The sequence below is a fragment of the Microbacterium bovistercoris genome (assembly GCF_003387575.1).
GTDB classification, from domain to species: Bacteria; Actinomycetota; Actinomycetes; order Actinomycetales; family Microbacteriaceae; genus Microbacterium; species Microbacterium bovistercoris.
In genome coordinates, this window is sequence record NZ_QUAB01000017.1 from 1 (window position 1) to 23151 (window position 23151).

At 70.3% G+C, this 23151-nt stretch carries 24 protein-coding genes; 17 read left to right on the plus strand and 7 right to left on the minus strand.

Going from position 1 to position 23151, the window contains the following annotated elements:
* The 7 genes from DY023_RS03825 to DY023_RS03850 form a co-directional block, all read left to right on the plus strand.
* The coding region (locus DY023_RS03825) for a hypothetical protein (protein ID WP_116241029.1) at window positions 1–212 on the plus strand (212 nt) is incomplete at its 5' end.
* Between the two features lie 77 nt (window positions 213–289).
* A complete protein-coding gene (locus DY023_RS17910) occupies window positions 290–445 on the plus strand; it encodes a hypothetical protein (protein WP_181905713.1) in 156 nt (51 codons plus the stop codon).
* Between the two features lies 1 nt (window position 446).
* Complete coding sequence (locus tag DY023_RS03830) at window positions 447–728, plus strand: hypothetical protein (RefSeq protein WP_116241030.1); 282 nt, start codon at window positions 447–449, stop codon at window positions 726–728.
* Between the two features lie 3 nt (window positions 729–731).
* Complete coding sequence (locus tag DY023_RS03835) at window positions 732–2297, plus strand: alpha/beta hydrolase family protein (protein WP_116241031.1); 1566 nt, start codon at window positions 732–734, stop codon at window positions 2295–2297.
* On the plus strand, window positions 2294–2800 hold the full coding sequence (locus DY023_RS03840) for a hypothetical protein (RefSeq protein ID WP_147303253.1): 507 nt from the start codon (window positions 2294–2296) through the stop codon (window positions 2798–2800). Before DY023_RS03835 ends, DY023_RS03840 begins: the two co-directional genes overlap by 4 nt.
* Before the next feature lie 107 nt (window positions 2801–2907).
* Window positions 2908–3288 (plus strand): hypothetical protein, encoded by a 381-nt coding sequence (locus tag DY023_RS03845; RefSeq protein ID WP_147303254.1) that lies wholly within the window; start codon window positions 2908–2910, stop codon window positions 3286–3288.
* Entirely contained in the window at window positions 3285–3935 is a 651-nt protein-coding gene (locus DY023_RS03850; RefSeq protein WP_116241034.1) for a hypothetical protein, read from the plus strand. The genes DY023_RS03845 and DY023_RS03850 overlap by 4 nt, the downstream gene beginning before the upstream one ends.
* A gap of 11 nt (window positions 3936–3946) precedes the next feature.
* Here the strand turns inward: DY023_RS03850 and DY023_RS03855 are convergent, their stop codons facing one another.
* Both DY023_RS03855 and DY023_RS03860 read right to left on the minus strand, forming a co-directional pair.
* On the minus strand, window positions 3947–4417 hold the full coding sequence (locus DY023_RS03855) for a recombinase family protein (protein ID WP_116241035.1): 471 nt from the start codon (window positions 4415–4417) through the stop codon (window positions 3947–3949).
* Between the two features lie 53 nt (window positions 4418–4470).
* Window positions 4471–5457 (minus strand): malate dehydrogenase, encoded by a 987-nt coding sequence (locus DY023_RS03860; protein WP_116241036.1) that lies wholly within the window; start codon window positions 5455–5457, stop codon window positions 4471–4473.
* 52 nt (window positions 5458–5509) lie between these two features.
* Here DY023_RS03860 and ypfJ point away from each other — a divergent pair, with 52 nt between their 5' ends.
* Both ypfJ and pip read left to right on the plus strand, forming a co-directional pair.
* On the plus strand, window positions 5510–6388 hold the full coding sequence (gene ypfJ / locus DY023_RS03865; RefSeq protein WP_116241086.1) for a KPN_02809 family neutral zinc metallopeptidase: 879 nt from the start codon (window positions 5510–5512) through the stop codon (window positions 6386–6388).
* A gap of 50 nt (window positions 6389–6438) precedes the next feature.
* Window positions 6439–7401: a prolyl aminopeptidase gene (gene pip, locus DY023_RS03870; protein ID WP_181905714.1), complete on the plus strand. Its 963-nt coding sequence runs from the start codon at window positions 6439–6441 to the stop codon at window positions 7399–7401.
* A 148-nt stretch (window positions 7402–7549) separates the two neighbouring features.
* Here the strand turns inward: pip and DY023_RS03875 are convergent, their stop codons facing one another.
* Both DY023_RS03875 and DY023_RS03880 read right to left on the minus strand, forming a co-directional pair.
* Complete coding sequence (locus tag DY023_RS03875) at window positions 7550–9307, minus strand: aldehyde dehydrogenase family protein (protein ID WP_116241037.1); 1758 nt, start codon at window positions 9305–9307, stop codon at window positions 7550–7552.
* A gap of 322 nt (window positions 9308–9629) precedes the next feature.
* A complete protein-coding gene (locus DY023_RS03880; protein ID WP_116241038.1) occupies window positions 9630–9893 on the minus strand; it encodes a glutaredoxin family protein in 264 nt (87 codons plus the stop codon).
* A 68-nt stretch (window positions 9894–9961) separates the two neighbouring features.
* On the opposite strand from DY023_RS03880, the gene DY023_RS03885 reads away from it, so the two are divergent.
* A complete protein-coding gene (locus DY023_RS03885; protein ID WP_116241039.1) occupies window positions 9962–11176 on the plus strand; it encodes a glycosyltransferase in 1215 nt (404 codons plus the stop codon).
* An 84-nt stretch (window positions 11177–11260) separates the two neighbouring features.
* Window positions 11261–12382: a low temperature requirement protein A gene (locus tag DY023_RS03890; protein WP_116241040.1), complete on the plus strand. Its 1122-nt coding sequence runs from the start codon at window positions 11261–11263 to the stop codon at window positions 12380–12382.
* Window positions 12383–12406: 24 nt separating this feature from the next.
* Here DY023_RS03890 and DY023_RS03895 read toward each other — a convergent pair whose 3' ends face one another.
* Window positions 12407–13012 carry a TetR/AcrR family transcriptional regulator gene (locus tag DY023_RS03895; protein ID WP_116241041.1) on the minus strand — a complete coding sequence of 202 codons (606 nt, stop codon included), beginning with the start codon at window positions 13010–13012 and terminating at the stop codon, window positions 12407–12409.
* Window positions 13013–13080: 68 nt separating this feature from the next.
* On the opposite strand from DY023_RS03895, the gene DY023_RS03900 reads away from it, so the two are divergent.
* From DY023_RS03900 to DY023_RS03920, 5 genes are all read left to right on the plus strand, one after another.
* The gene (locus DY023_RS03900) at window positions 13081–14196 is read left to right on the plus strand and encodes an agmatine deiminase family protein (protein WP_116241042.1); all 1116 of its coding nucleotides are present in this window, start codon (window positions 13081–13083) and stop codon (window positions 14194–14196) included.
* Window positions 14189–15910, plus strand: coding sequence for an amidase (locus DY023_RS03905; protein ID WP_116241043.1), 1722 nt, complete (start codon window positions 14189–14191; stop codon window positions 15908–15910). Before DY023_RS03900 ends, DY023_RS03905 begins: the two co-directional genes overlap by 8 nt.
* Complete coding sequence (locus DY023_RS03910) at window positions 15907–17010, plus strand: C45 family autoproteolytic acyltransferase/hydrolase (RefSeq protein WP_116241044.1); 1104 nt, start codon at window positions 15907–15909, stop codon at window positions 17008–17010. Before DY023_RS03905 ends, DY023_RS03910 begins: the two co-directional genes overlap by 4 nt.
* Window positions 17011–17030: 20 nt before the next feature.
* Window positions 17031–18674: an amidohydrolase gene (locus DY023_RS03915; protein WP_116241045.1), complete on the plus strand. Its 1644-nt coding sequence runs from the start codon at window positions 17031–17033 to the stop codon at window positions 18672–18674.
* A gap of 72 nt (window positions 18675–18746) precedes the next feature.
* The gene (locus DY023_RS03920; protein ID WP_116241046.1) at window positions 18747–20207 is read left to right on the plus strand and encodes a purine-cytosine permease family protein; all 1461 of its coding nucleotides are present in this window, start codon (window positions 18747–18749) and stop codon (window positions 20205–20207) included.
* A gap of 198 nt (window positions 20208–20405) precedes the next feature.
* Here DY023_RS03920 and DY023_RS03925 read toward each other — a convergent pair whose 3' ends face one another.
* A complete protein-coding gene (locus tag DY023_RS03925) occupies window positions 20406–21326 on the minus strand; it encodes an NADP-dependent oxidoreductase (protein WP_116241047.1) in 921 nt (306 codons plus the stop codon).
* Between the two features lie 26 nt (window positions 21327–21352).
* Entirely contained in the window at window positions 21353–21799 is a 447-nt protein-coding gene (locus DY023_RS03930; RefSeq protein WP_116241048.1) for a MarR family winged helix-turn-helix transcriptional regulator, read from the minus strand.
* Between the two features lie 117 nt (window positions 21800–21916).
* Here DY023_RS03930 and DY023_RS03935 point away from each other — a divergent pair, with 117 nt between their 5' ends.
* Window positions 21917–23116, plus strand: a complete 1200-nt coding sequence (locus tag DY023_RS03935) for an MFS transporter (protein ID WP_116241049.1) — start codon at window positions 21917–21919, stop codon at window positions 23114–23116.
* The last annotated feature ends 35 nt before the right edge of the window (window positions 23117–23151 follow it).

Here is a 23151-nt window from a genome sequence, read left to right on the forward strand (position 1 = left end):
AGGGTCAGCTGGACGCCCTGAAGGGGCAGGTGGACAACCTGCTGGGTGAGGACTTCAAGACGCAGCACGCGTCGGGCAAGTTCGGTGAGGGCTACGGTGAGCTCACGACGGGTCTGAAGGGTGCTGTGGACGGCATCAACGACATGTCGGAGGCGCTGCTGGGCATGATGCGTGCGATCCAGGATCTGGATCAGCAGCTCGCCGGCAGCTGAGCCGAACGGGTTTCCGCACGGGCGGCCGGTGCTTGACAGCGCCGGCCGTTCGTCGCATTCGAGGGGGAGTGAGCGGTATGACGGATGACAGGCTGAGGGAGGCGCTCGACGGGCTGTGTGTGCGCGTGCCCGAGACGCCGGAGGATGCCGCGGCGCTGCGCGCCGAGGTGCAGGCGGCGGATGCCGCGCTCGGTGAACTGCTGCGGCGCGCGGCGAAGCGGACGGAGCGGTGACATGACCGACGTCAGGATGGACCTCGACCGGTTGGAGTCCACGGCACACACCGCCAGGGGACTGGCGACGACCTTCGACGACGCGGAGGAGTTCGCGGACGACCTCGGCGAACTCACCGGCCACGGCGGCCTCGCGAACAAGATCGAGGACTTCGGCGGCAAGTGGGACATCGCGCGCGAGGAGCTGCGCGACAACCTGCGTTCGCAGGCCGACTTCATGCAGGCGATCGTCGACACCTTCCGCGACCTCGACGACAAGATGGCGCAGGAAGGGGAGGGCTAGATCATGAGCGTGCTTCCCGGCCAGCCGGCCGAACTGACCTCCCGTGCCGCAGGCCTCGTCGCCTCTGCGGAGGTCATCCTCACCGTCATCCAGGAGCTGCGCGGCATCGTCGCCGACGACGAGGGCAAGGCCGTCCAGGCGCTCTACGAGCAGAACGAGCAGATCTCCTCGGACCTGGAGCGGATCCATCCGCGCTACAAGGGCACCGCCGACGCGATCACCGAGTACGCCGTCGCCCTCACCGCCGCGCACGAGGATGCGCATCGCGCGCAGGACGACCTCGACGACGCACTCGTCGCGCAGAGCCGCGCCGACCGCGCGCTCGAAGACCTGAACGACCAGGTGAACGCCGCCGACGAGCCGGCGCCGTCGCTCACCGACCAGGTGCCGGGCGCCCAGCGAGCCGCGGACGACGCTCAGGCCGCCGTCGGATCCGCCCGGGCGCGGATCGACGCCGCGCGCGAGGCGATGGATGCCGCAGCCGAGACGGCGATCCGCAGGATCGACGCGGCGATCGACTCCACGAACGAAGGCTTCTGGGACAAGGTCGGCGACTTCTTCTCCGACATCGGTGACTTCCTCGCCGGCATCGCGGACTGGATCGGCGACTTCCTCGAGGACGTCGTCAACCTGCTCAAGAAGATCGCGGACACCATTGTCGCGATCCTGGGAGCCCTCGTCGTCCTGCTGCTCATCGTCGCGATCGGAGCGCTGTTCGGCACGATCGGCCTGATCATCGGTGCGATCATCGCCGGCGTCCTCGCCGCATTCCTCATCTGGAGCGTGCTGTCCGACGTGACGGGGGACACGCCGAAGGTGAGCGAGACAGACCCGTACAAGGACGCGAAGAGGAAGGAGATCCCCGACGATCCCAGCCTCGCGAACGTCCTCGACGGGGCGGGCGAGGTCGACGAGCTCGGCAAGGCCGAGGACAGCGTCGTGAAGATCACGAAGGTGCTCGGCCCGGACGGCTGGTACTACACCGTCACCCTGCCGAGCACGCAGGAGTGGCTGTCGCGGTTCGGCGATCAGGGCGCCGTGAACGATCTCGACAGCAATCTCGCCCTGATGCTGACGCCGGCGCTGCAGACCCAGTACGAGCGCGCCGTGCTCGAGGCGATGGATCAGGCGGGGATCGGCCCGGACGACCCGGTGATGCTCGTGGGATTCAGCCAGGGCGGCATCATGGCGGGACATCTCGCCGCCTACAACTCCGACTACAACTGGCAGGCGGTGGTCGCTGCGGGAGCGCCGATCGACCACATGCCCATTCCGGACGACATCGACGTGGTGTCCGTGCAGCACAACGGAGATCCGGTGCCGCGACTGGACGCCATCACCGGTGACTTCGACAGCATCGATCACGGATCGAACTGGACATCGATCCGGGTCGACCCGCCGAACCCGGACCCCGTCCTCGGTGTGGATGTCGGCGCGCACAGCGCCAGCGCGTATTCCGACACCTATCAACAGCATCTCGCGGAGGTCCAGGCGAATCATCCCGATCTCGCCAACTTCTTCAACGATGATGGGTACACGGACATCTCGTACTACCACTGGAGCGAATGAGCATGCAGCGATGGAGCGCGGGAGGACGACGCCTGCTCGCCGTCGCATTGACGGGTGTGCTGCTCGGCGGCGGACTGACCGGGTGTGGTTTCCCGGGGTCGGCGCCGAACGGCGGCCAATCGGAGGAGACGACTGTGGACTACGGGGATGTGTCGGCTGCCGTGACGAAGGCCGTGCCGCGGGTCGTGGAGGTGGACAGCCTGGAGCGATCGCGTGACGGTTTCGGATACCGGCTCAGCGTCGGGCTCGTCACCGACTCGGCGAAGCCGTTCACGAGTGACGAACTCGATACGGTCATCGAGACGATCTGGCTGACTCTGCCGTGGGAGCCGGGAACCATCAAGCTGGTGGCCGGAGTCACGACGGACGACGGTGAGGATCCGGTCGATCTCAGGGCGGCAGCCTCGGAACTCGATCCGCTCTCGGTCACGAACGCCGGCCAAGGCGGCGTCAGCGTGACCGGCATGAAGTCCCGCTACGGCGCCTGGACGGCGCCGGAGTGACCCCTGCGGGATCGCGCGTCAGCCGACGCCTCCTCGCCGTGACGCTGGTGGGTGCACTTCTGGGCGGCGCCCTCGTCGGCTGCGGCGCTCTGGCCAGAGAGTTCAGGATGGAGAAGGAGCCGGCGGACTACGGCGACGTGTCGTCCGCCGTGACCGACGCCGTGCCGCGGATCGTGGCAGTGGAGGATCCCGAGCGGTGGCGCAACGGCTTCGGCTGGGCACTCGGGCTGTCGTTCGTCACCGACTCCGCGGAGCCGTTCACCGCTGAAGAGCTGGATGCTGCCGTGGAGACGATCTGGCAGACGCTGCCGTGGGAGCCGAACTCGATCAGGCTGATCGCCGGTACTTCGACGCCCGACGGCGAGCCCGTCGACCTGCGCGCCGCAGCCGAGGAGCTCAGCCCGCTCAGCGCCACGGACGCGGGGCAGGGCGGTGTCACGCTCACCGGCATGTCCGACCGCTACGGCGACGGGAAGGAACCCGAATGACCAGTCCTGAACTGCGCTTCCGCCTGCCGGGGCGCTGGTACTCGGTCGACCTCGCGGGCGGGGACGCCACCGCGGCATCCGTCCGCCGGATCGCGAAGGACGCCGTCGGCGTCGCCGACGACCGCGCCCCCGAACGTGCTCGGGTGCGCCGCCAGCTCGAGGAGGCCGTCGCGGCCGGCGCGCAGGGCGACGTGCGCGCCATCATGTTCGCGACCGAGATCGCCGCCGGGACGCCGCTGCCGGTGACGCTGCTCGTTTTCGAGCCGGCCGATCTGCGCATGAGCCCCGCGATCGGCACCGCACCGCAGACCGTGCTGAAGGTCATGGCCGAGGGGCTGAAGCAGCTCGACCCGGCAGCGCACGCCTCGATGGTCGAGGTGCGCGGACCCGCAGGTCCCGCGTTGCGCACGCATCGGGTCGAGCCCGTGCAGGACGGCAGTGAGGCCGACGGCACGCTGCGGCTCGTCGCCGACTACTGGATCCCTGTTCCCGGAACCAAGCAGATGCTGATGGTGCGCCTCTCCACGCCGCTGGGCGAGCTGGAGAACATGATGTGCGCGCTGTTCGACGAGTTCGTCGCGGCGTCGTACTTCCGCGCGGAGCATCCGCCGTCGCTGCGTGACGAACTGTTCGCCGCCAGGAGCTGATCTGCAGGCGCTCAGCGCCCCGCGTCGGCGAGGTGACGGGCGTGGTGGTTCAGCACCTTCACCATGATGCCGCGGCGGCGCAGCTCGGCGACCGTGCGGGTCTCCTCGTCGATGTCGCGACCAAGGGCGTGGATCGTCGCGACGACGAGCACATCCCCGGGGTTCAGCGTGTCGATCAGACGGGTGAGCCGGTTGCCCCAGCTCTCCAGGATCTCGGGAGCCGGATGCCGGAACCCCTCGATCGGCACCCCGAAACGGGCCAGATCGTCGCGCTGCTCCACGACCGACGGCATGCCTTCGCGGCTTACGACCAGCCCGACCAGTCGCGCGCCGTCAGGGCGGGCCGACCACCAGTTGTCGTTCTGCTGCAGCTCGGTGAAGCACTTCGGGCACTGTGCGGCCGCGTGCGGCAGGTTCAGCGGGCTGGTCAGCGCTTCCTCGATCGCCGCCGGTCGCCCGGGGGTTCTCGTCACGTCGTCCATCGCCGTACCTCCTCCCCCTATTCTGCCTGACTCCCGCGACGAAGGGCTGCCGGTCAGAGCAGTCCCAGGGTGCGCACGGCCTCACGCTCGTCGATGAGTTCTGCGACCGAAGCGTCGATGCGCGTGCGCGAGCGCTCGTCGATCTCCAGCCCCTCGATGATCTGCCAGCGTCCGCCGGCGGAGCGCACCGGGAACGACGACACGAGCCCCTCGGGCACGCCGTACTCCCCGCGGGACACCACGGCTGCGCTGGTCCATTCCGCCCCCTGCACCCAGTCGCGCACGTGATCGATGGTCGCGCTCGCCGCGGAGGCCACGGAGGAGGAGCCGCGCACCTCGATGATCTCGGCGCCGCGCTTCGCGACCCGGGGGATGAACTCGCTGTCCAGCCACGCGTCCACGTCGCCGACGCGCTCGGCGAGGGCGTCGGCAGCGGGGCGCCCTGCGACGGTCGCGTGCGAGATGTCGGGGTACTGGGTCGCCGAGTGGTTGCCCCAGATCGTCACACCGCGGATGTCGGCCACAGGGGCGTCGAGCGCTGCGGCGAGCTGCGCCCGAGCCCGGTTCTCGTCGAGCCGGGTGAGGGCGCTGAACTGCTCGGCGGGTACGCCGTCGGCGGCCGCGGCGGCGATCAGCGCGTTCGTGTTGGCCGGGTTGCCCACCACGCTCACACGCACGTCGGATGCCGCGTGCGCGGCGATCGCGCGGCCCTGGGGAGCGAAGATCCCGCCGTTCGCCGCGAGCAGGTCGCCGCGCTCCATGCCCGGGCCGCGCGGCCGGGCGCCGACGAGAAGGGCGAGGTTCGCTCCGTCGAATCCGACCGCCGCATCATCGGTGACCTCGACGTCGTCGAGCAGCTCGAAGGCGGCATCCTGCAGTTCGAGAGCCGCTCCCTCGGCCGCCTTCAGCCCCTGCGGGATCTCCAGCAGCCGCAGCCGGACGTGCTCGTCCGGACCGAGCATGTCGCCCGCCGCGATGCGGAAGAGCAGTGCATAGCCGATCTGTCCGCCGGCTCCGGTGAGAGTGATGGTGGTCGCCATGGATCGAGCCTATGACGTATGCGTGACGCGCGGTGCGGGGTACGTTTTCTGCATGACGTTCAATCCGGATGCCGACATCTCCGGCAACAAGACGCGCAGGCGGGGGCGGACGACGGCCATCGCCGGCGGCGGCGCCGTCGGCATCGTCGCGATCCTCGCCCTGCTCGCGGGGCCGCTGTTCGGCATCGACCTGTCCGGTCTGGTCGGCGGACTGCCCGGCGGGGAGCAGCAGCCCGCGGCATCCGACGGCGGTACGCTGACCGAGTGCAAGACCGGCGAGGACGCGAACACGAACGACGACTGCCGCATGGCGGGCGCCGAGGTCGTGCTCAACGACTACTGGGCCCAGCACGTCGACGGGTACGTCGAGCCGACGATGACCGTCGTCGACGGGCAGACGCCCACCCAGTGCGGCACCGCGTCGAACGCGGTCGGTCCGTTCTACTGCCCGCCCGAGCAGGGTGTCTACATCGATCCGACGTTCTTCCAGCTGATGAGGCAGCAGTTCGGGGCATCCGCCGAGGAACTCGCCCAGCTGTACATCGTGGGGCACGAATGGGGTCATCACATCCAGAACATCACCGGGACGATGGACCAGTATCCGACGGGCGGCACCGGGCCGGAGAGCAACGGCGTGCGCATGGAGCTGCAGGCCGACTGCTATGCGGGCGCCTGGCTGGGCGACGTCACCGAGCTCGAGGACGACAACGGCAACCCGTACCTGGAGAAGCCGACCGAGGCGCAGATCAGGGATGCGCTGAACGCGGCCTTCACCGTCGGCGACGACCACATCCAGCAGCAGTCCGGCTTCGTGAACCCGGAGAGCTTCACGCACGGCACCAGCGAGCAGCGCCAGGCGTGGTTCGCCGACGGCTACAAGAACGGCCTCGGCGTCTGCGACACCTTCTCGGTGCCGGGGGACAGGCTCTGACTTCTGGTTAGGTTGAGGGAACGCAGTCCGAACGACCGGGGGGTTGAAGGATGGATCTGGACGCGCTGTATCCGCCGATCGAACCGTACGGGACCGGCGAGCTCATCGTGGGCGACGGCAATCGCATCCACTGGGAGCAGAGCGGCAACCCCGACGGCAAGCCGGTCGTGTTCCTGCATGGCGGTCCGGGCAGCGGGACCTCGGCCTGGCAGCGGCGGTTCTTCGACCCGGAGGTCTACCGGATCGTGCTGTTCGACCAGCGCGGATGCGGGCGCAGCACGCCGCATGTGAGCGACCCCGCCGCCGACCTGCGGTTCAACACCACCTGGCACCTGGTCGCCGACATCGAGCTGCTGCGACGCAACCTCGGCATCCCGGCGTGGCAGGTGTTCGGGGGCTCCTGGGGCAGCACGCTGGCCCTGGCCTACGCGCAGACGCATCCCGAGTCGGTGACCGAGCTGGTGCTGCGCGGCATCTTCACGCTGCGCAGGCACGAGCTGGAGTGGTTCTACGAGGGCGGCGCCTCGGCGATCTTCCCCGACCTGTGGGAGGACTACCTCGCGCCGATCCCTGTGCTCGAGCGCAACCGCCTGATCGAGGCTTACCACCGTAGGCTCAGCGACCCCGATCCCGCCGTGCACGTGCCGGCGGCGGTCGCCTGGACCAGATGGGAGGCCTCGACGGTGACCCTGCGTCCGGATGCCGCGCACATCGCCACCGCGATCGAGCCGGAGCACGCGACGGCGTTCGCCCGCATCGAGAATCACTACTTCCTGCACGGCGGATGGATGCAGGAGGGGCAGCTCATCGCGGGCGTCGACGCGATCCGGCACATCCCGGCCGTGATCGTGCAGGGCCGGCACGACGTGTGCACACCGATGATGACGGCCTGGGACCTGCACACGGCCTGGCCCGAGGCGGAGTTCGTGATCGTGGACGACGCCGGCCACTCGGCATCGGAGCCCGGCATCGCCGCGGCGCTGCGCGCCGCCACCGACGGCTTCCGCCCCTGATGCCCTTCACCCGGGTTCTGAGTGAGCCCCCGCCCGGGTCCTGAGTGGGCGCCCTTCGTCTCGCTGCGCTCGCTCAGGACCCGAGGAGCTCAACTTCGCATCCTGAGCGAGGAGCGCAGCGACGAGACGAAGGACGTCGCCCCTGATCTCAGGCGCGCAGCGCCGCGAGCAGCGTCTTCACGAGAGTGCCGATGCCGCCGTTCGCGCGGAAGCGGGTGAGGCCCTCGCTCACCGTCGCTGCGGTGCGCGCCGAGACGAACCACGGGGGCTTCGGCAGGATCGTGACGCGGCCACCGCCGTTCACGAACGGCAGCGAGCGCGGGAACGGGCGGAACGGCCCGCGCACGACCGAGCGCTCCACGCCGTCGAGCAGCAGGGCGTTGTGCACGACGCCGAGGCCGCTGCCGACGTCCTGGATCGTGTTGCCCGGGAAAGCGCCCCAGGTCATGGTCGGGGTGATGAACCCGAACGCGGTCCAGGTGTTCACCGCGATCGAGCCGTAGTGCAGCGCGGCGATCGCGCGCCCGAAGCCGCTGCCGAGGCTCTTCTCGGTCGCCGGGTCGATGATCACGTTCGCGCCGAGCGTGCCCTGCAGCTTCTCATTCGCGTGGGCTACGGCCCCGTCGAGGAAGTCCTGGCCGAGGCCGGGCAGCTCCTCCACCCCCAGCACGGGAGCGAAGTACTCGGTGTTCTCCAGCGCCGTCGGGTCGTCATCGCCGTCGATCTCGATCAGCAGGCGGTCGGCGAGCTGCAGCGCGTCGGGGTAGTCCCCGGCGGCCTGCGACATCCGGGCATCCGAGTTCGGGTACCAGATCGGACGATCCGGAGCGGCGGCGTACGCACGGCGCAGCGCGGCGCGGAACTGCTCCTTCTGCGGCCAGTCGGCCGACATCAGCACGACCTGACCGGCGATGCAGTTGTGGCCGCAGTTCTGCAGCCGCATGGTGGCGATGTGCTCGGCCTGGAAGGTGATGTCCGCGTCGGACCACTGCCCGGGCACGACGATGATCGGGGAGACGCCTCCGAGCTCGGCCGTGATGGGCTTCTTCAGCTGGGGGCGGTTCTCGCGGCGACGGCGCTTTCCGTTCGCTCCCGGGCCCCACACGATCGCGTCGAAGGTCGCCGCGGAGCCGGTGATGTGCACGTGCACGAGGTGGTCGTGTCCGGTCAGGTACGCACCGGCGGCGGGCCCGCCCTTCACGATGCGCAGGAACCCGGGCTCGATGAGCGGCGCGAACGCCCGCTCGTACACCGGCACGAGGGCGTCCTGCGTCGGGTTGACCTTCAGCAGTGCGACCCGGTTGTGTGCGAGCAGTTCGTACAGCACGTCGAGCACGGGGATCGAGGTGATGTTGCCGGCGCCGAGCACCAGGCCGACGCCGCCGTTCTCACCGGGGGAGAGCTGGCCGAGGCCGGCATCGCGGCGCGCGGCGTTGGGAGTGATGCCCGGCTCGAGCCAGACCTGCCCGGTGAAGCCCTGGAGCAGGAACCTGTCCATACCGGTCAGCGGGAATGCGTCGACCGCGACCCGGCCACCGGGTGCGCGACCGAGCCGGATGCCGTCGAGTGCACCGCGGCCCTCGGCGAGCTTCGTGAGCGTGTCGATGTAGGCGTCCAGCGCGCCGAGCACGCTGTACGGGCCGCTCAGCCACTCCTCACCGCGCAGCGGATGGGCGGCGTTCAGGCCCTTGGACTCGGCGGCGACGAGCGCCCAGTCCTCGACGTTCGCCGCGGTGCTGGTGCGCACGGCGCGCAGCAGCGTCGCGCGCTGCGCGACGCTCAGCGCCGCCCAGGTGCGAGACCCCGCCTGCAGGTCGCGGATCGCGGCATCCAGTCGCCCGCGTTCCGTGTCATCGAGGGCGGATGCCGCGGGGGCGGCCTTCTTCGCAGTCGCGGCAGAAGTCATCGTCGTCTCCTTCGGTGGCGTCGTCTCAGCCTATGCCGTCCCGCCTGTTGTGAGACCGCGTCTCAGCGGACGGCAGCCGAGCGCCGTTGCTCGACGGCCGGGGCTACGTGCGTTTTCGACCACGTGGTCGGTCCTGCATGCTCGCGACGCGATTGCGAAGCGTTTTCGACCGCGTGGTCGATTTCGCAGGTCCGCGGCGCGGCGTCGGTACCGGATGCGTTTTCGACCGCGTGGTCGGTTCTGCATGTCCGCGACGTGATTGCGATGCGTTTTCGACCGCGTGGTCGAAAACGGAGGTCGGGGTGATCGCTCCCGGGGGGCGTCAGATCAGCGAGAGCTCGCGCAGCTTCGACTCGACGTCGGCGTTCGACGGCTCGACGTGGTGCGAGGCATCCGGGTACAGGACCACGGGGATGTTGGTGCGGCCCGAGATCTCCTTGGCGACGTCCGCAGCGGCCGGGTCTGCGACCAGGTCGACGTAGGTGTATTCGATGCCCAGCTCGTCGAGCTGCTTCTTGGTGCGGATGCAGTCGCGGCACCAGTCGGCGCCGAACATGGTGATGCTGTCGGAAGCGGGAGTCGTCATGTCTCCAGCGTAAGGCCGTGCGGCAGGGCGGGCGCTGGGAGAGGCGCGCCACAGGAAGGCGTGACACGATGGATCATCGTATGGCCGCGCGAGTGGAGAGGACGCTGGTGGCTGAAGCCGTCACGGTGATCGTGCCGACGTTCAACGAGCGCGACAACGTCGCGGAGCTCGTCGAGCGCACCGCGCGCGCACTCGAAGGCCGAGACGCCGAGATCCTCTTCATCGACGACAGTTCAGACGGCACGATCGCCGAGGTCGAGCGGGTCGCGGCATCCGCGCGGATCCCGGTGCGCGGCATCCATCGCGAGCACAACACCGGTGGCCTCGGCGGCGCCGTCGTGCTCGGCCTGCAGCAGGCATCGCACGACGTCTGCATCGTGATGGACGGCGATCTGCAGCATCCGCCCGAACTGCTCCCCGAGCTCGTCGCGCGACACGAGAAGGGCGATGCCGATGTCGTGGCGGCCTCGCGGTACGTCGGCGGCGGCGACCACGGCGGCCTCGGAACCGCCCTGCGGTTCGGCGTCTCGCGGGCGGCGACCTGGCTCACCAAGGCGATGTTCCCGCGCCGGCTGTGGCGCAGCACCGACCCGATGACCGGCTACTTCCTCGTCGACCGGCGGAGCCTCGACCTGGACGGCCTGCGCCCGCAGGGATTCAAGATCCTGCTCGAGATCCTCGTGCGCTCCGACGTGCGCATCGCCGAGGTGCCGATGTCGTTCGGCGAGCGGCGGCACGGCACGTCGAAGGCGTCGCTGCGGCAGGGTGCGACGTTCATCGCGCACCTCGCGCGGCTGCGGTTCGGCAAGATGAGCCTGTTCGCGCTGATCGGCCTGCTCGGCGCGGTCGCGAACATCGGCATCATGTGGGCGCTGACCCGGGCGGGGATGCCGTACGTCTGGGCGGCGATCATCGGCGCCGAGGCCACGATCATCGGCAACTTCCTGCTGCAGGAGCGGTTCGTGTTCGCCGATCTGAGGGCGGATGCGCGCGGGGTGTGGGCGCGGTTCGCGGCGTCCTTCGCGTTCAACAACGTCGAGGCGGCCGTGCGCATCCCGGTGATGGCGCTCATGGTCGAGAGCTGGCACATCTCCAGCGTGCTGGCGACCGCGCTCTCGCTCGTGGTCGCGTTCTTCGCGCGGTTCCTGTTCCACGCGCTGGTCGTCTACGCGCCGCGCCGGCGCCGGGTGGATGCCAAGATCGTGGAGCCGTCGACGGACACCGCCGGCCAGAGGATCATCCGCGCCATCGACGCCGAGGTCATGCGGCCCGGCGAGCTGTAGTCCCGGACGGTGCGCGCCGGGGCCGCGTGCCGCTACTCTGTCGCCGTGAGCGACACCACGACGACCCGGTTGCGGCTGAGCAGGATGCTGCCGCGAGACCCCTCTCAGCCGCACCGTGCAGCCAGCTCGCTGGAACTGTTCTTCGACCTCGTGTTCGTGGTCGCGGTGAGCATCGCGTCGGCGCAGCTGCATCATGCTCTGTTCGAAGGGCATCTGCTGGACGGCATCGTCAGCTATCTCATGGTCTTCTTCGCGATCTGGTGGGCGTGGATGAACTTCACCTGGTTCGCGACGTCGTTCGACACCGACGACTGGCTGTACCGGGTGCTGACCATCGTGCAGATGAGCGGCGTGCTCGTGCTCGCCGCCGGAATCCCGCGTGCCTTCAGCGAGCACTCCTTTCTGCTGCTGGTCATCGGCTACATCGTGATGCGCGTCGCGATGGTCGCGCAGTGGCTGCGCGCCGCGCGTTCCGCTGCGGAATACCGGCGCACTGCGCTCTTCTACGCCGGGGGCATCGCCGTCGTCCAGGTGCTGTGGGTGCTGTTCCTGTTCGTGCCGTCCGCGTGGCGGGTCGGCGTGTTCGTCGTACTGGTGGCGCTCGAGCTGGCCGTGCCGCTGCTCGCGGAGTCGCAGAACACGACACCGTGGCATCCGCACCACATCACCGAGCGGTACTCGCTGTTCACGCTGATCGTGCTGGGCGAGACGATCCTCGCCTCGGCGAACGCGGTGATCGGTGCGCTCGACGAGGTGGAGTCTCTGGTGCCGCTGATCTCGATCGCCGTGCTCACGCTGATCTCGGCGGCGTCGATGTGGTGGATCTACTTCTGGCCGCCGCACCACAGGGCCATCACGACGATGCGCAGCTCGTTCAACTACGGATATGCGCACTACTTCGTGCTGGCCGCGGCTGCCGCGTTCTCGGTCGGGATCGAGCTGCAGATCGACCTGCTCACGGGCGAGGGGCACGTCGACCCTCTCATCGCATCGTTCGCCGTGGCGATCCCGATCGCCGTCTTCCTGCTGGCGATCTGGTGGGTCGCGATCCGGGCGAACGCCGACCGCGTGGTGAACCTCGTCGTGCCGGGCGGAGCCGTGCTGGTGCTGATCGACGCCATGCTGCCGCTTCCTGTCGCCCTGACGACGGTGATCCTCGTCGCCGTGGTCGTCGTGCTGGTGCTCCGGCGGCCCGTGCGGCACTGAGACCGCTCCGCCCGAAACCGGGGGTCAGGCGGCGCCGAGCACGCCGGCGACGGCGGCGTGCAGCATGGAGCCGCGGGTCTGTGAGTCGCCCCAGCGCACCAGGCTCTGCGCGTTCAGCCCGTCGACCATGCCCAGGATCTGCCAGGCGGCGGCCGTCGCATCCGGCGTGCGGAACTCACCGGAGTCGACGCCGCGCTGGATCACCGAACGGATGAGGTCGCGCCAGCCGTCCATCTCGGCGCGCACCGCCTGCGCGAGCGGCTCGTTGCGCAGGCCGTGCGCCCACGCCTCGACCCAGATCAGGGTGACGTCGTCGCGGGAGGCGTCGATCATGGTGTCGAGCAGCACGTCCATGCTCGCCGCGGCGCTGTCGGGAACGGCGACGAGCGCGGCCACCTCGCGGCGCTCGTCGGCGACGATCCGCTGGAAGACGTCGGCGACGAGTCGGTCCATGCCGTCGGAGTAGTGCGCGACGAGTGCGGGGGTGACCCCGGCGCGGGTGGCCACGGCGCGCAGGGTGACGGCGCTGATCCCGGACTCGAGAGCGAGGGCGCGTGCGGCGGCCGCGATCTCTGCGGCGCGCTCCTGCGGAGCCTTGCGTCGGGCGCGAGGGCGTTCGGCGGTTGACATGATGCGGTCAGCCTACTACTGTCGTCCCCAGTTATTGATCGCATGATCAATACGTCGAGGAGGACAGCATGGGATGGCGGATGCCGCATGAGGGCGACCCGCACGAGCGCACCTGGATGGCGTTCCCGAGCGCCGGCGTGACCCTGGGTGAGGGCACCGCGCACCAGGAGAGCGGCTACCGCGCCTGGGCCGACACCGCCCTCGCCGTCGCCGAGTTCGAGCCGGTCACGATGCTCGTCGACCCGACCGAGACTGACCGCGCTCGCCGCATGCTCGGCAGCGCCGTCGAGATCGTCGAGGCCCCCGTGGACGAGTTCTGGCTGCGCGACTCCGGACCCACCTTCGTCGTCGACGACGAGCGGCCGGGCGTGATCGGCGCCGTCGACTGGATCTTCAACGGCTGGGGTGCACCGGCCTGGGCGGAGTGGCAGAAGGCCGCGCAGCACGCCCGCATCGTCGCCGGACAGGTCGGCGCCGAGCTGGTCTCCAGCCTGCTGGTGAACGAGGGCGGCGGGATCCACGTCGACGGCGAGGGCACCGTGCTCGCAACCGAGACGGTGCAGCTCGACCCGAACCGCAACCCGCTCGCCGACAGGTCGCGCGTCGAGGCCGAGTTCGCCCGCACGATCGGTGCCCAGAAGGTCGTCTGGCTGCCGCGCGGCCTGACCGCCGACTACGAAGAGCTCGGCACCAACGGTCACGTCGACATCGTCGCCACCATCCCCTCGCCCGGCCGCCTGCTGCTGCACTCCCAGCAGGACGCCGGCCATCCCGACCACGCCGTGACCCGCGAGCTGCGCGAGCACCTCGCCCGGCAGACGGATGCCGCCGGCCGCTCCTTCGAGATCATCGACCTGCCCGCGCCGGCCGCGCTCCGCGCGGGCGGCGAGTTCGTCGACTACAGCTACGTCAATCACCTCGTCGTCAACGGCGGGGTCATCGCCTGCGGCTTCGGCGAACCCGAAGCGGATGCCCGGGCGCGAGGCATCCTCGAAGACGCCTACCCCGGACGCCGCGTCGTGACCGTCGACGCCCGTCCGATCTTCGCCCGCGGCGGCGGCATCCACTGCATCACCCAGCAGCAGCCGGCGGTGCCGAGCCACTCCCGGTTCCTGAGCGCCCTTCGTCTCGCTCCGCTCGCTCAGGACCCGCTGACTCCGGCCAAGGGCGGGCCCCATGTTTGACGTCGTCGAGGCATCCATCGCCGAGCTCCGCGCCGCCCTCGAGCGTGGCAGCGTCACCGCCGTCGACCTCGTCGACGCCTACCTCGCACGCATCGACGCCTTCGACGGACCCGGCACCGAGACTGCTCTCAACGCGGTCGTCGTGCGCAACCCCGAGGCGCGCGCCGAAGCCGCGGCCTCCGACGCCCGTCGCGCCGCCGGCGAGACCCGGGGGCCACTGGACGGCATCCCGTACACGGCGAAGGACAGCTACCTCGTCGCCGGCCTCACCGCGGCATCCGGATCCCCGGCCTTCGCCGACCTCGTCGCGCAGCGCGACGCGTTCACGATCGAGCGGCTGCGCGCCGCCGGCGCGATCTGCCTGGGCCTGACGAACATGCCCCCGATGGCCAACGGCGGCATGCAGCGCGGCGTGTACGGCCGCGCCGAGAGCCCCTACAACGCGGACTGGCTGACCAGCGCCTTCGGATCCGGTTCGTCGAACGGCTCGGGCACCGCGACGGCGGCGAGCTTCGCCGCCTTCGGCCTCGGCGAGGAGACCTGGTCGAGCGGGCGGGCGCCGGCGTCGAACAACGCCCTCTGCGCGTACACGCCCTCGCGCGGCGTCATCTCGGTGCGCGGCAACTGGCCGCTCGTTCCGACGATGGACGTGGTCGTGCCGCACACCCGCAGCATGGCCGACCTGTTCGAGGTGCTCGACGTCATCGTCGCCGACGACGTCGACGTGCGGGGAGACTTCTGGCGAGCGCAGCCGTGGGTGCGCATTCCCGCCGCATCCGAGGTTCGGCCCGAGTCGTACCCGGCATTGGCGGACGGCAGCGGACCTCTACGGGGACGCCGTCTCGGCGTGCCGAGGATGTACATCAACGCCGATCCGGATGCCGGCACCGGCACGACCATCGGCGGTCCCACGGGCGAGCGCATCGAGACCCGGGCATCCGTCATCGCCCTCTGGGAGCAGGCCCGCCGCGACCTCGAAGCCGCGGGCGCCGAGGTCGTCGAGGTCGACTTCCCCGTGGTGACGAACTACGAGGGCGACCGCGCCGGCGCTCCGACCCTGAAGACCAGGGGCCTGATCAGCGAGCGGTTCCTGCGCTCCGAGATCGAGGATCTCTCGGCCTGGGCCTGGGACGACTTCCTGCGCGCGAACGGCGACCCGGCGCTGGACCGGCTCGAACTCGTCGACGGCGCCCGCATCTTCCCGCAGCCGGAGGGTTCACTGCCCGACCGCTACACCGGCTTCGACGACGACATCGCCGAGTACCCGGCGTTCGTGCGCGAGCGCCCGCACGCCGCGTTCACCGACATCCCGTTCCTCGAAGAGGGGGTGCGCGGACTGGAGGAGACCCGGCGGCTCGATCTCGGGGAATGGATGGACGGCCTCGGCCTCGACGCCGTGATCTTCCCGGCGGTCGCCGACATCGGCCCCGCCGACATGGACGTGAACCCGGCATCCGCCGACGCCGGATGGCGCAACGGCGTGTGGGTCGCGAACGGCAACCTCGCCATCCGCCATCTCGGCATTCCCACGGTCACCGTGCCGATGGGCACGCTGGCCGACATCCGGATGCCGGTGGGTCTGACCTTCGCCGGACGCGGGTGGGACGACACCGCGCTGCTGCGCCTCGCCGCGGCGTTCGAGGCCACCGGCGCGCGCCGGACCGCACCGCCGCGCACTCCGGCGCTCCCGCACGACGGAGAGGAACTCTCATGACAGCGCCATTCCCCCGCCCCGATCAGCGCCTGCAGATCACCGTCGCCGACGCCGATCCCTTCGCGCGCGGAGCCGAGCGCGGCCGTCAGCTGCGCGAGACCCTGCCCGGCACCATCGACGCCTACGACCGGCTGTTCCGCCTCGGCGGCATCGACGAGAACGTCGTCCGTGAGGACGCCGAGCGGCTGCTCGACGCGATCGGCGCCCACCGCCCGGCGCTGCGCGCCCAGATCGAGGGCATCGCCGCCGGCGCGGATGCCGAACTCTGGCGCATCGCGGCGCTGAACGGCCGCACCGAGATCCTGTCCCGCAGCGTCGCCGTGCCGCCGGGGGAGTGCTCGACCATCGTGCGCTCCATCCGCGACGCCGAAGGCCACGTGCACACCATGGGAGTGCAGACCTGGGACTGGCACATGGAGATCGCGCCGTACTGGCACACGATCGTCTCCCGCGGCGGCGCCCACGACTACGCCGGGCTCACCGAGTGCGGCATCCTCGGCAAGATCGGAGTGAACAGCGCCGGCGTCGCGCTGCACTTCAACATCCTCGGACATCGGGCCGACCGGCCCGAGGGCATCCCGATGCACGTGCTCGCCGCCCTCGTGCTCGAGGAGGCGACCAGCGCCGCGCACGCCGTCGAGCTGGTGCGCGAGGCGCCGGTCACGAGCTCGGGATCCTTCGCGCTCTTCGACGAGCAGGGCGAGGCCGTGCTGCTCGACATCAGCCCGGAGGGTGTGTTCGAGGCGCCCGCGATCACCGAGGGCACCTGGCTGCGCACGAACCACTTCCTCACCGCGGAGCCGGCCGCCGATGAGAAGACGTGGCTGTACCAGCCCGATTCCGGTCAGCGCTGGGACTTCCTGCGCGACCGGCTCACGCAGGGAGCCGCCCCGGCGGACGCCGAGCAGCTGCGCGCCGCACTCGTGACCGGCGACGGCGAGCCGCCGGTGACCTGCGTGCCCGACCTGGCGCTGCCGATGGGACAGCGCTGGGCCAGCCTCGCGACCGTCGTGCTCGACCCCGCCGGCCGTCGCGCCGACGTGCTCGACGGCACTCCGGCCGAGAACACCACCCGCCCGCATCTCGCGCTCGCACTCTGACCCGATCGAAGGGGATCGCCATGACCGAGACCACCACCGTCTACCGCAACGCCGTCGTCTTCGACGGACTGGCGGATGCCCCGCTGCAGTCCGCGTTCGCCGTGCGCGGCGAACGCATCCTCGCCGTCGGCACCGAGGACGACGTGCGCGCCGCCGCCGGGACGGATGCCGCGGTCGTCGACCTCGACGGGGCGTTCGCGATGCCCGGCGTCATCGAGGCCCACGCCCACCTGGCGATGTTCGGCCACGCGCAGGGGAAGGTGCAGCTGCGCGACTGCACCTCGGTCGAGCAGATCCAGCAGCGGCTGCTCGAGGCGCGCGCGGCGAACCCGGACGCCACGATCATCGAGGGCGTCAGCTGGCTGTTCGACGCCCTGCCCGAGGGCGTCACTCAGCCCACCGCCGCGATGATCGACGCGGTCATCGACGACATCCCGGTGTTCCTCGACGCGAACGACCTGCACAGCACGTGGGTGAACACGGCGGCGCTGCGCGCCGCCGGCATCGACCGCGACACCGTCGACCCGATCGGGGGCGAGGTCGTCCGCGACGAGAACGGCGACGCCACCGGGTTCCTGCTCGAGACCGCCGCGATGGACCTGCTCGCCGACTACCTCGACGGCATCCGCACCGAGGAGGAGGTCGACGCGCACCTCGACCTCGCCTTCGACGCGTATCTGGCTGCCGGGGTGACCGGCGCGGCCGACATGGGCATGACCGAGCAGTCGATGGCCGCCCTCCGGCGCCGGCTCGACCGCGACGGGCGGCTGCCCTTCCCGGTGACCGCGCATTGGTGGCTGAGCTCCACCGGTGACCCCGCGGCGGATCTCGCCCAGGTGGAGCGTGCGGTGCAGCTGCGCGACGAGCTCGCCGCCACCGGCACGCCGTGGCTGAAGGTCGTCGGCGTGAAGTTCATCCTCGACGGCGTGATCGACGCCTGCACCGCCGCCATGGTGCGCCCCTACGCGGACGGGTCCAACGCCGACCCGATCTGGAGCCGTGAGGCCGCGACGCCGGTCGCGATCGCCGCGGACCGCGCCGGTCTGCAGCTCGCGATGCATGCCATCGGCGACGCCGCGAGCGCCCTGGCCGTCGACCTCGTCGCGGCCTGCGAGCAGGCGAACGGCACCGACACCGGCCGGCGTCCCCGCATCGAGCACCTCGAGTCTGTGGCCCCCGAGACCGTCGCACGGATGCGGGAGCACGGCGTCGCCGCATCCATGCAGCCGGTGCACTGCGACCCCGCCATCCTGGACAACTGGATGGCGGTGCTCGGCGACCAGCGCGCCGAGGACGGCTTCCCGTGGAAGTGGTTCCGCGACGTCGACGTTCCGGTCGCGCTGGGCACCGACGCCCCCACGGCACCCCACGAGGCGTTGCACAACCTGTTCATCGCGATGTCGGGGCGGTCCTCGATCGACCGCGATCTGCCGCCGTACCACCCGGAGCGTGCGTTCACCGCGGCCCAGGCGCTCGCCGCGGCGACCTCCGGTGCAGCGCACGTCGGCGCGATCGACGACGCCTACGGGCGGATCGCCCCCGGCTTCTTCGCGAACGTCGCCGTGCTCGACATCGATCCGCTGACCGCCCCGGCCGACGACCTGCTCACCGGCGCCGTGCTCCTCACCCTGGTGCACGGCGACGCCGCTTACCGGCGACCCTGACCCCTCCCACCCTCTGAAACCCGAACGCCCCCTGCAGCGACGCAGGAGGGTGCCCGTCCTGGAAGGACCCTCATGTCCGAAGCATCCGCAACACCGACCCTGCGCGGCGCGCAGGATCACGGAATCGAGTTCGTCGACGCGGCGAACACCCCCGAGACCCGGGGTATCGAGCTCATCGACGAGACCCAGCGGCACGGCAGGGCCCGCGATCTGTTCTTCGTGTGGTCGGCGCCCGGTGTCAGCGTGCTGAACATCACCGTCGGCGCGTCGCTCACCCTCTTCCTCGGCCTCGAGATCTGGCAGGCGCTGCTGGTCGTCCTGGTGTCCGGCGTGCTGGCGGTGCTGCCGGGAATCGTCGCGATCTCCGGACCCGCCGCCGGCACATCCGGCTCGGTGGTGCAGCGCGCGATCTACGGCATCCACGGCAACAAGATCGTCATCGCCTTCTACGGCTGGTTCATCTCGGGGGTCTTCCTCGCCCTGAACTGGGTGGCCGCGTCGTTCATCGGCGGGGAGCTGCTGGTGCGCTGGGGCTTCCCCGACCCGATCATGGCGTCGATCCTCGTGGCCGTCGTGGTCTCGGCGATCACCGTGCTCGTCGCCGTCTACGGGCACGCACTCATCCTCAAGGCCTACATGGCGATCTCGATCGCCCTGTTCGTGATCTTCGCGCTGGTGATCGGCTTCATCGCCCCGAGCCTGGACTGGAGCTTCGCCCAGCCCGAGCCGCTCAGCGGACTGCCGCTGTGGGCGAGCCTCACGATCGCGTTCGCGCTGATGGCGTCGTCGCCGCTGTCCTTCAGCAACAGCGCCGACATGGCCCGCTACCTGCCGCGTGAGACGAAGGCCTCCGGCATCATCGGCGCGACGGCGCTGGGGCAGCTGTTCCCGGCGGTGCTCATCACCGCCTTCGGTGTCGTGCTCGGCGGCACGGTCGGCCCCGAGACCCTCGAGAACGGCATCGAGTACGCCCTGCTCGAGAACCTGCCGGTCTGGCTGGCCCCGCTGTTCGTGCTCGGTGTGCTGGTGAACTGCATCTCCCTGAACGGCATGACCACCTACACGGCGAGCATGGCGCTGCAGTCGATCGGCGTGCCGATCCGCCGCATCCCCTCGGCGATCCTCATCGGCGCGCTCGGCTGCGCGTTCACGATCGTGCTCGTGCTGGCGTCCGATCTGATCAGCGCCGTCAACCTCATGCTGCAGTTCCTGCTGATCATCTCGGTGCCGACGATGGGCGTCTACGTGGCCGACATCGTGCTGCGCCGCAACCGCTACCACGGGGAGGATCTGTTCGACGAGCGTCCGGGCGGCATGTTCTGGTACCTCGGCGGGTTCGGCGTCGCCGGGCTGGTCTCGGTGGTCGTCGGCGGCTTCGTCACCGCGATGTTCCTGTCGACGACGGTGTGGGTCGGGCCGTGGGGTGCGGCTCTCGGCGGTCTCGACCTGTCCGTGCCGTTGGGCCTGCTCGTCTCGATCGGCCTGTACGTGCTGCTCGCCGGCCGGAAGGTGCGCGCGCAGATCGCTGCCTGACCAGTACCGCTCCCTGTCGCCGAGACCCCGCCTGTTGTTCAGGCGGGGTCTCGGCGTCGGTGCCGGGGCGGGTGCGTTTTCGACCGCGCGGTCGGTTTCGCAGGCGAGGCGCGGCGCAGGGGTGCGTTTTCGACCGCGTGGTCGATTTTGCCGGAGGGATGCCGCGCAGCATCCCCCGTGCCGGCTCGCGGATGCGCGCTACGGGACGATGACGAGCTTGCCGCGGGTGTGGCCCGAGGCGCTGGCGCGGAAGGCGTCGGCGACCTGGTCGAGTCCGAAGGTGCCGGCGATCTCGACCTTGAGTGTTCCCTCGTCGACCATGGCGGCGAGGCGGGCGGTCTCGGCGCCGTCGGGGCGCACCCAGATGTGCCGGCCGCCGTGCGCGACCACCGCAGGATCCGCGACCGACACCTGCATTCCGCCGTCGCGGAGCACCGCGAGCGTCGTGTCGAGCTGTCCACCCACGAAGTCGGCGACCGCGTCGACCGGGCCCCCGGCCAGTGCGAGCACGCGGTCGGCGAGTCCGTCACCGTAGACGACGGGCTCCACGCCGTAACCGCGCAGGTGGTCGTGATTGCGCTCGGATGCCGTGCCGATCACGCTGGCGCCGCGGGCGACGGCGATCTGCGCGGCGAAGCTGCCCACTCCGCCGGCCGCACCGTGGATGAGCACCGTGCGGCCGTCGATGTCGCCGAGGGCGTCGATCGCGCGCAGCGCGGTGCCGCCGGCGAGGGGGAGCGCGCCGGCCTGCTCCCAGGTCAGGGAAGCCGGCTTGTGCGCGACCGCGCGGACCGGAACATCCACCCGCTCGGCGAACGTGCCGCCGCCGACGACGTCGGGGCGGGCGTAGGCCAGCACCTCGTCGCCGACCTGGAACTCCGGGGTGTCCATGCCGACCGCGACGACCACGCCCGCGACATCCCAGCCGGGGGTCACGGGGAACATCGTCGGCATGATCGCGTCGAGTCCGCCGGCCATGAGCTTCCAGTCCACCGGGTTCACGCCGGCGGCGCGCACCTCGATGAGGACGGATGCCGGAGACACCTTGGGCTCGGGGACATCGCGCACGACGAGGTCGTCGAAGTCGCGGGTGAAGCGGTCGTAGACGGCGGCGCGCATGCGGGGTTCCTTACTGGTCGGAGAGGTCAGACGGCGGCGGTGGTGTCGTGCAGGGCGTGCACGACGGGGGCGAGCTCGGGCTGCTCCGCAGCCTCGCCGAGCACGCGCTCGAGCGTCTCGTCGTGGATCGGATGCACCCTCTCGTAGAGCTCCTGCCCGGCGGCGGTGAGCTCGGTGTAGATGCCGCGACGGTCGTCCACGCACAGGATGCGGGTGAGCAGGCCCCGGTCCTCGAGCCGCGTGACCAGGCGCGTGGTGGCGCTCGGGCTCAGCGCCGTGGCGCGGGCGAGCTGCTGCATGCGCATGTGCCAGCCGTCCTGGCGGTTCAGCGCGTCGAGGACGGTGTACTCGACGACCGAGAGCCCCTCGGCGCTCAGCGCCCGCTCCAGTTCCGCGTCTATGAGGTTGTGCAGGGCGGCGAGGGTGCGCCAGCCTCGGGCGCGGATCTCGACGGCGTCATCGGCGATGCCCATCATGCCTCCAAAAGTAGTTGCTTGCGCTGGTTAATTGCGTGTGCAATGATTGTGTTCATCAACGCAATATCCCGCGTTTGCAACTACTTTATCAGTTCACCACCCAGGAGGCATCGGATGCCACTCGGACTTCTCGCTCTCGCCATCGGAGCGTTCGGCATCGGACTCACGGAGTTCGTCATCATGGGGCTGCTGCCCGAGGTGGCGGCCGACTTCGGAGTCACCGAGGCCACGGCGGGCTGGCTCATCTCGGGGTATGCCCTCGCTGTCGTGGTGGGCGCCCTCGGCATCACCGCCGCGACGGTCCGCCTGCCGCGCAAGCCCGTGCTGCTGGGCCTCGTGGTGCTGTTTATCGTCGGCAACGGGCTCACGGCGGTCGCCCCCGACTACGGCACGGCCCTCTCCGGCCGCATCATCGCCGCCCTCTGCCACGGTGCGTTCTTCGGAATCGGCTCGGTCGTCGCGACCGGCCTCGTGGAGCCCGCCAAGAAGGCCCGCGCCATCGCGATCATGTTCACCGGCCTCACCACGGCCAACGTGCTCGGCGTGCCGTTCGGCACCTTCCTCGGCCAGCAGCTCGGCTGGCGCTCCACCTTCTGGGCGATCTCGATCATCGGTGTCGTCGCCTTCCTCGGCATCCTCTTCCTGGTGCCGGGCAGCCGCGAGGGTGAGGTGCAGGTCAGCCTGCGTCGCGAACTGAGCGCGTTCCGCTCGGGCCAGGTCTGGCTGTCGCTCGTCGTGACCGTGCTGGGCTTCGGCGGCATGTTCGGCGCCTTCACCTACATCGCGTACACGCTGACCGGGGTGTCCGGCTTCGCGGCATCCGCCGTGCCGTGGCTGCTCGTCCTCTTCGGCGCGGGGCTCGTGGTGGGCAACTGGGCCGGCGGTCGCCTGGCCGACCGCTCGATCGACGGCACGATCGTCGCCTTCCTCGGAGCGCTGACCGTCGTCCTCGTCGCGTTCGGGCTGCTGGCCGGGTCTGCAGTCGCGACCGCGATCATCCTGCCCCTCATGGGCGGTTTTGGGTTCGGCACCGTGCCGGGCCTGCAGAGCCGCATCATGAACTACGCCGGTGGCGCTCCCACCCTGGCGTCCGGCGCGAACATCGGCGCCTTCAACGTCGGCAACGCGCTCGGCGCCTGGGCAGGCGGTCTGGGCATCGCCGCGGGACTGGGCTACACCTCGCCGATCTGGATCGGCGCCGCGTTCACCGCCGTCGCCCTTGCCGTGATGATCGTCGCCGCCGCGCTTGCGGTGCGCACTCACGCAACCGCCACCTCGACCCCTTCCGTGGCGTCGGCCGCCATCCCCGCCTGACCCAAACCCGCGAGAAACGCCTCCGCGCCCGAGAA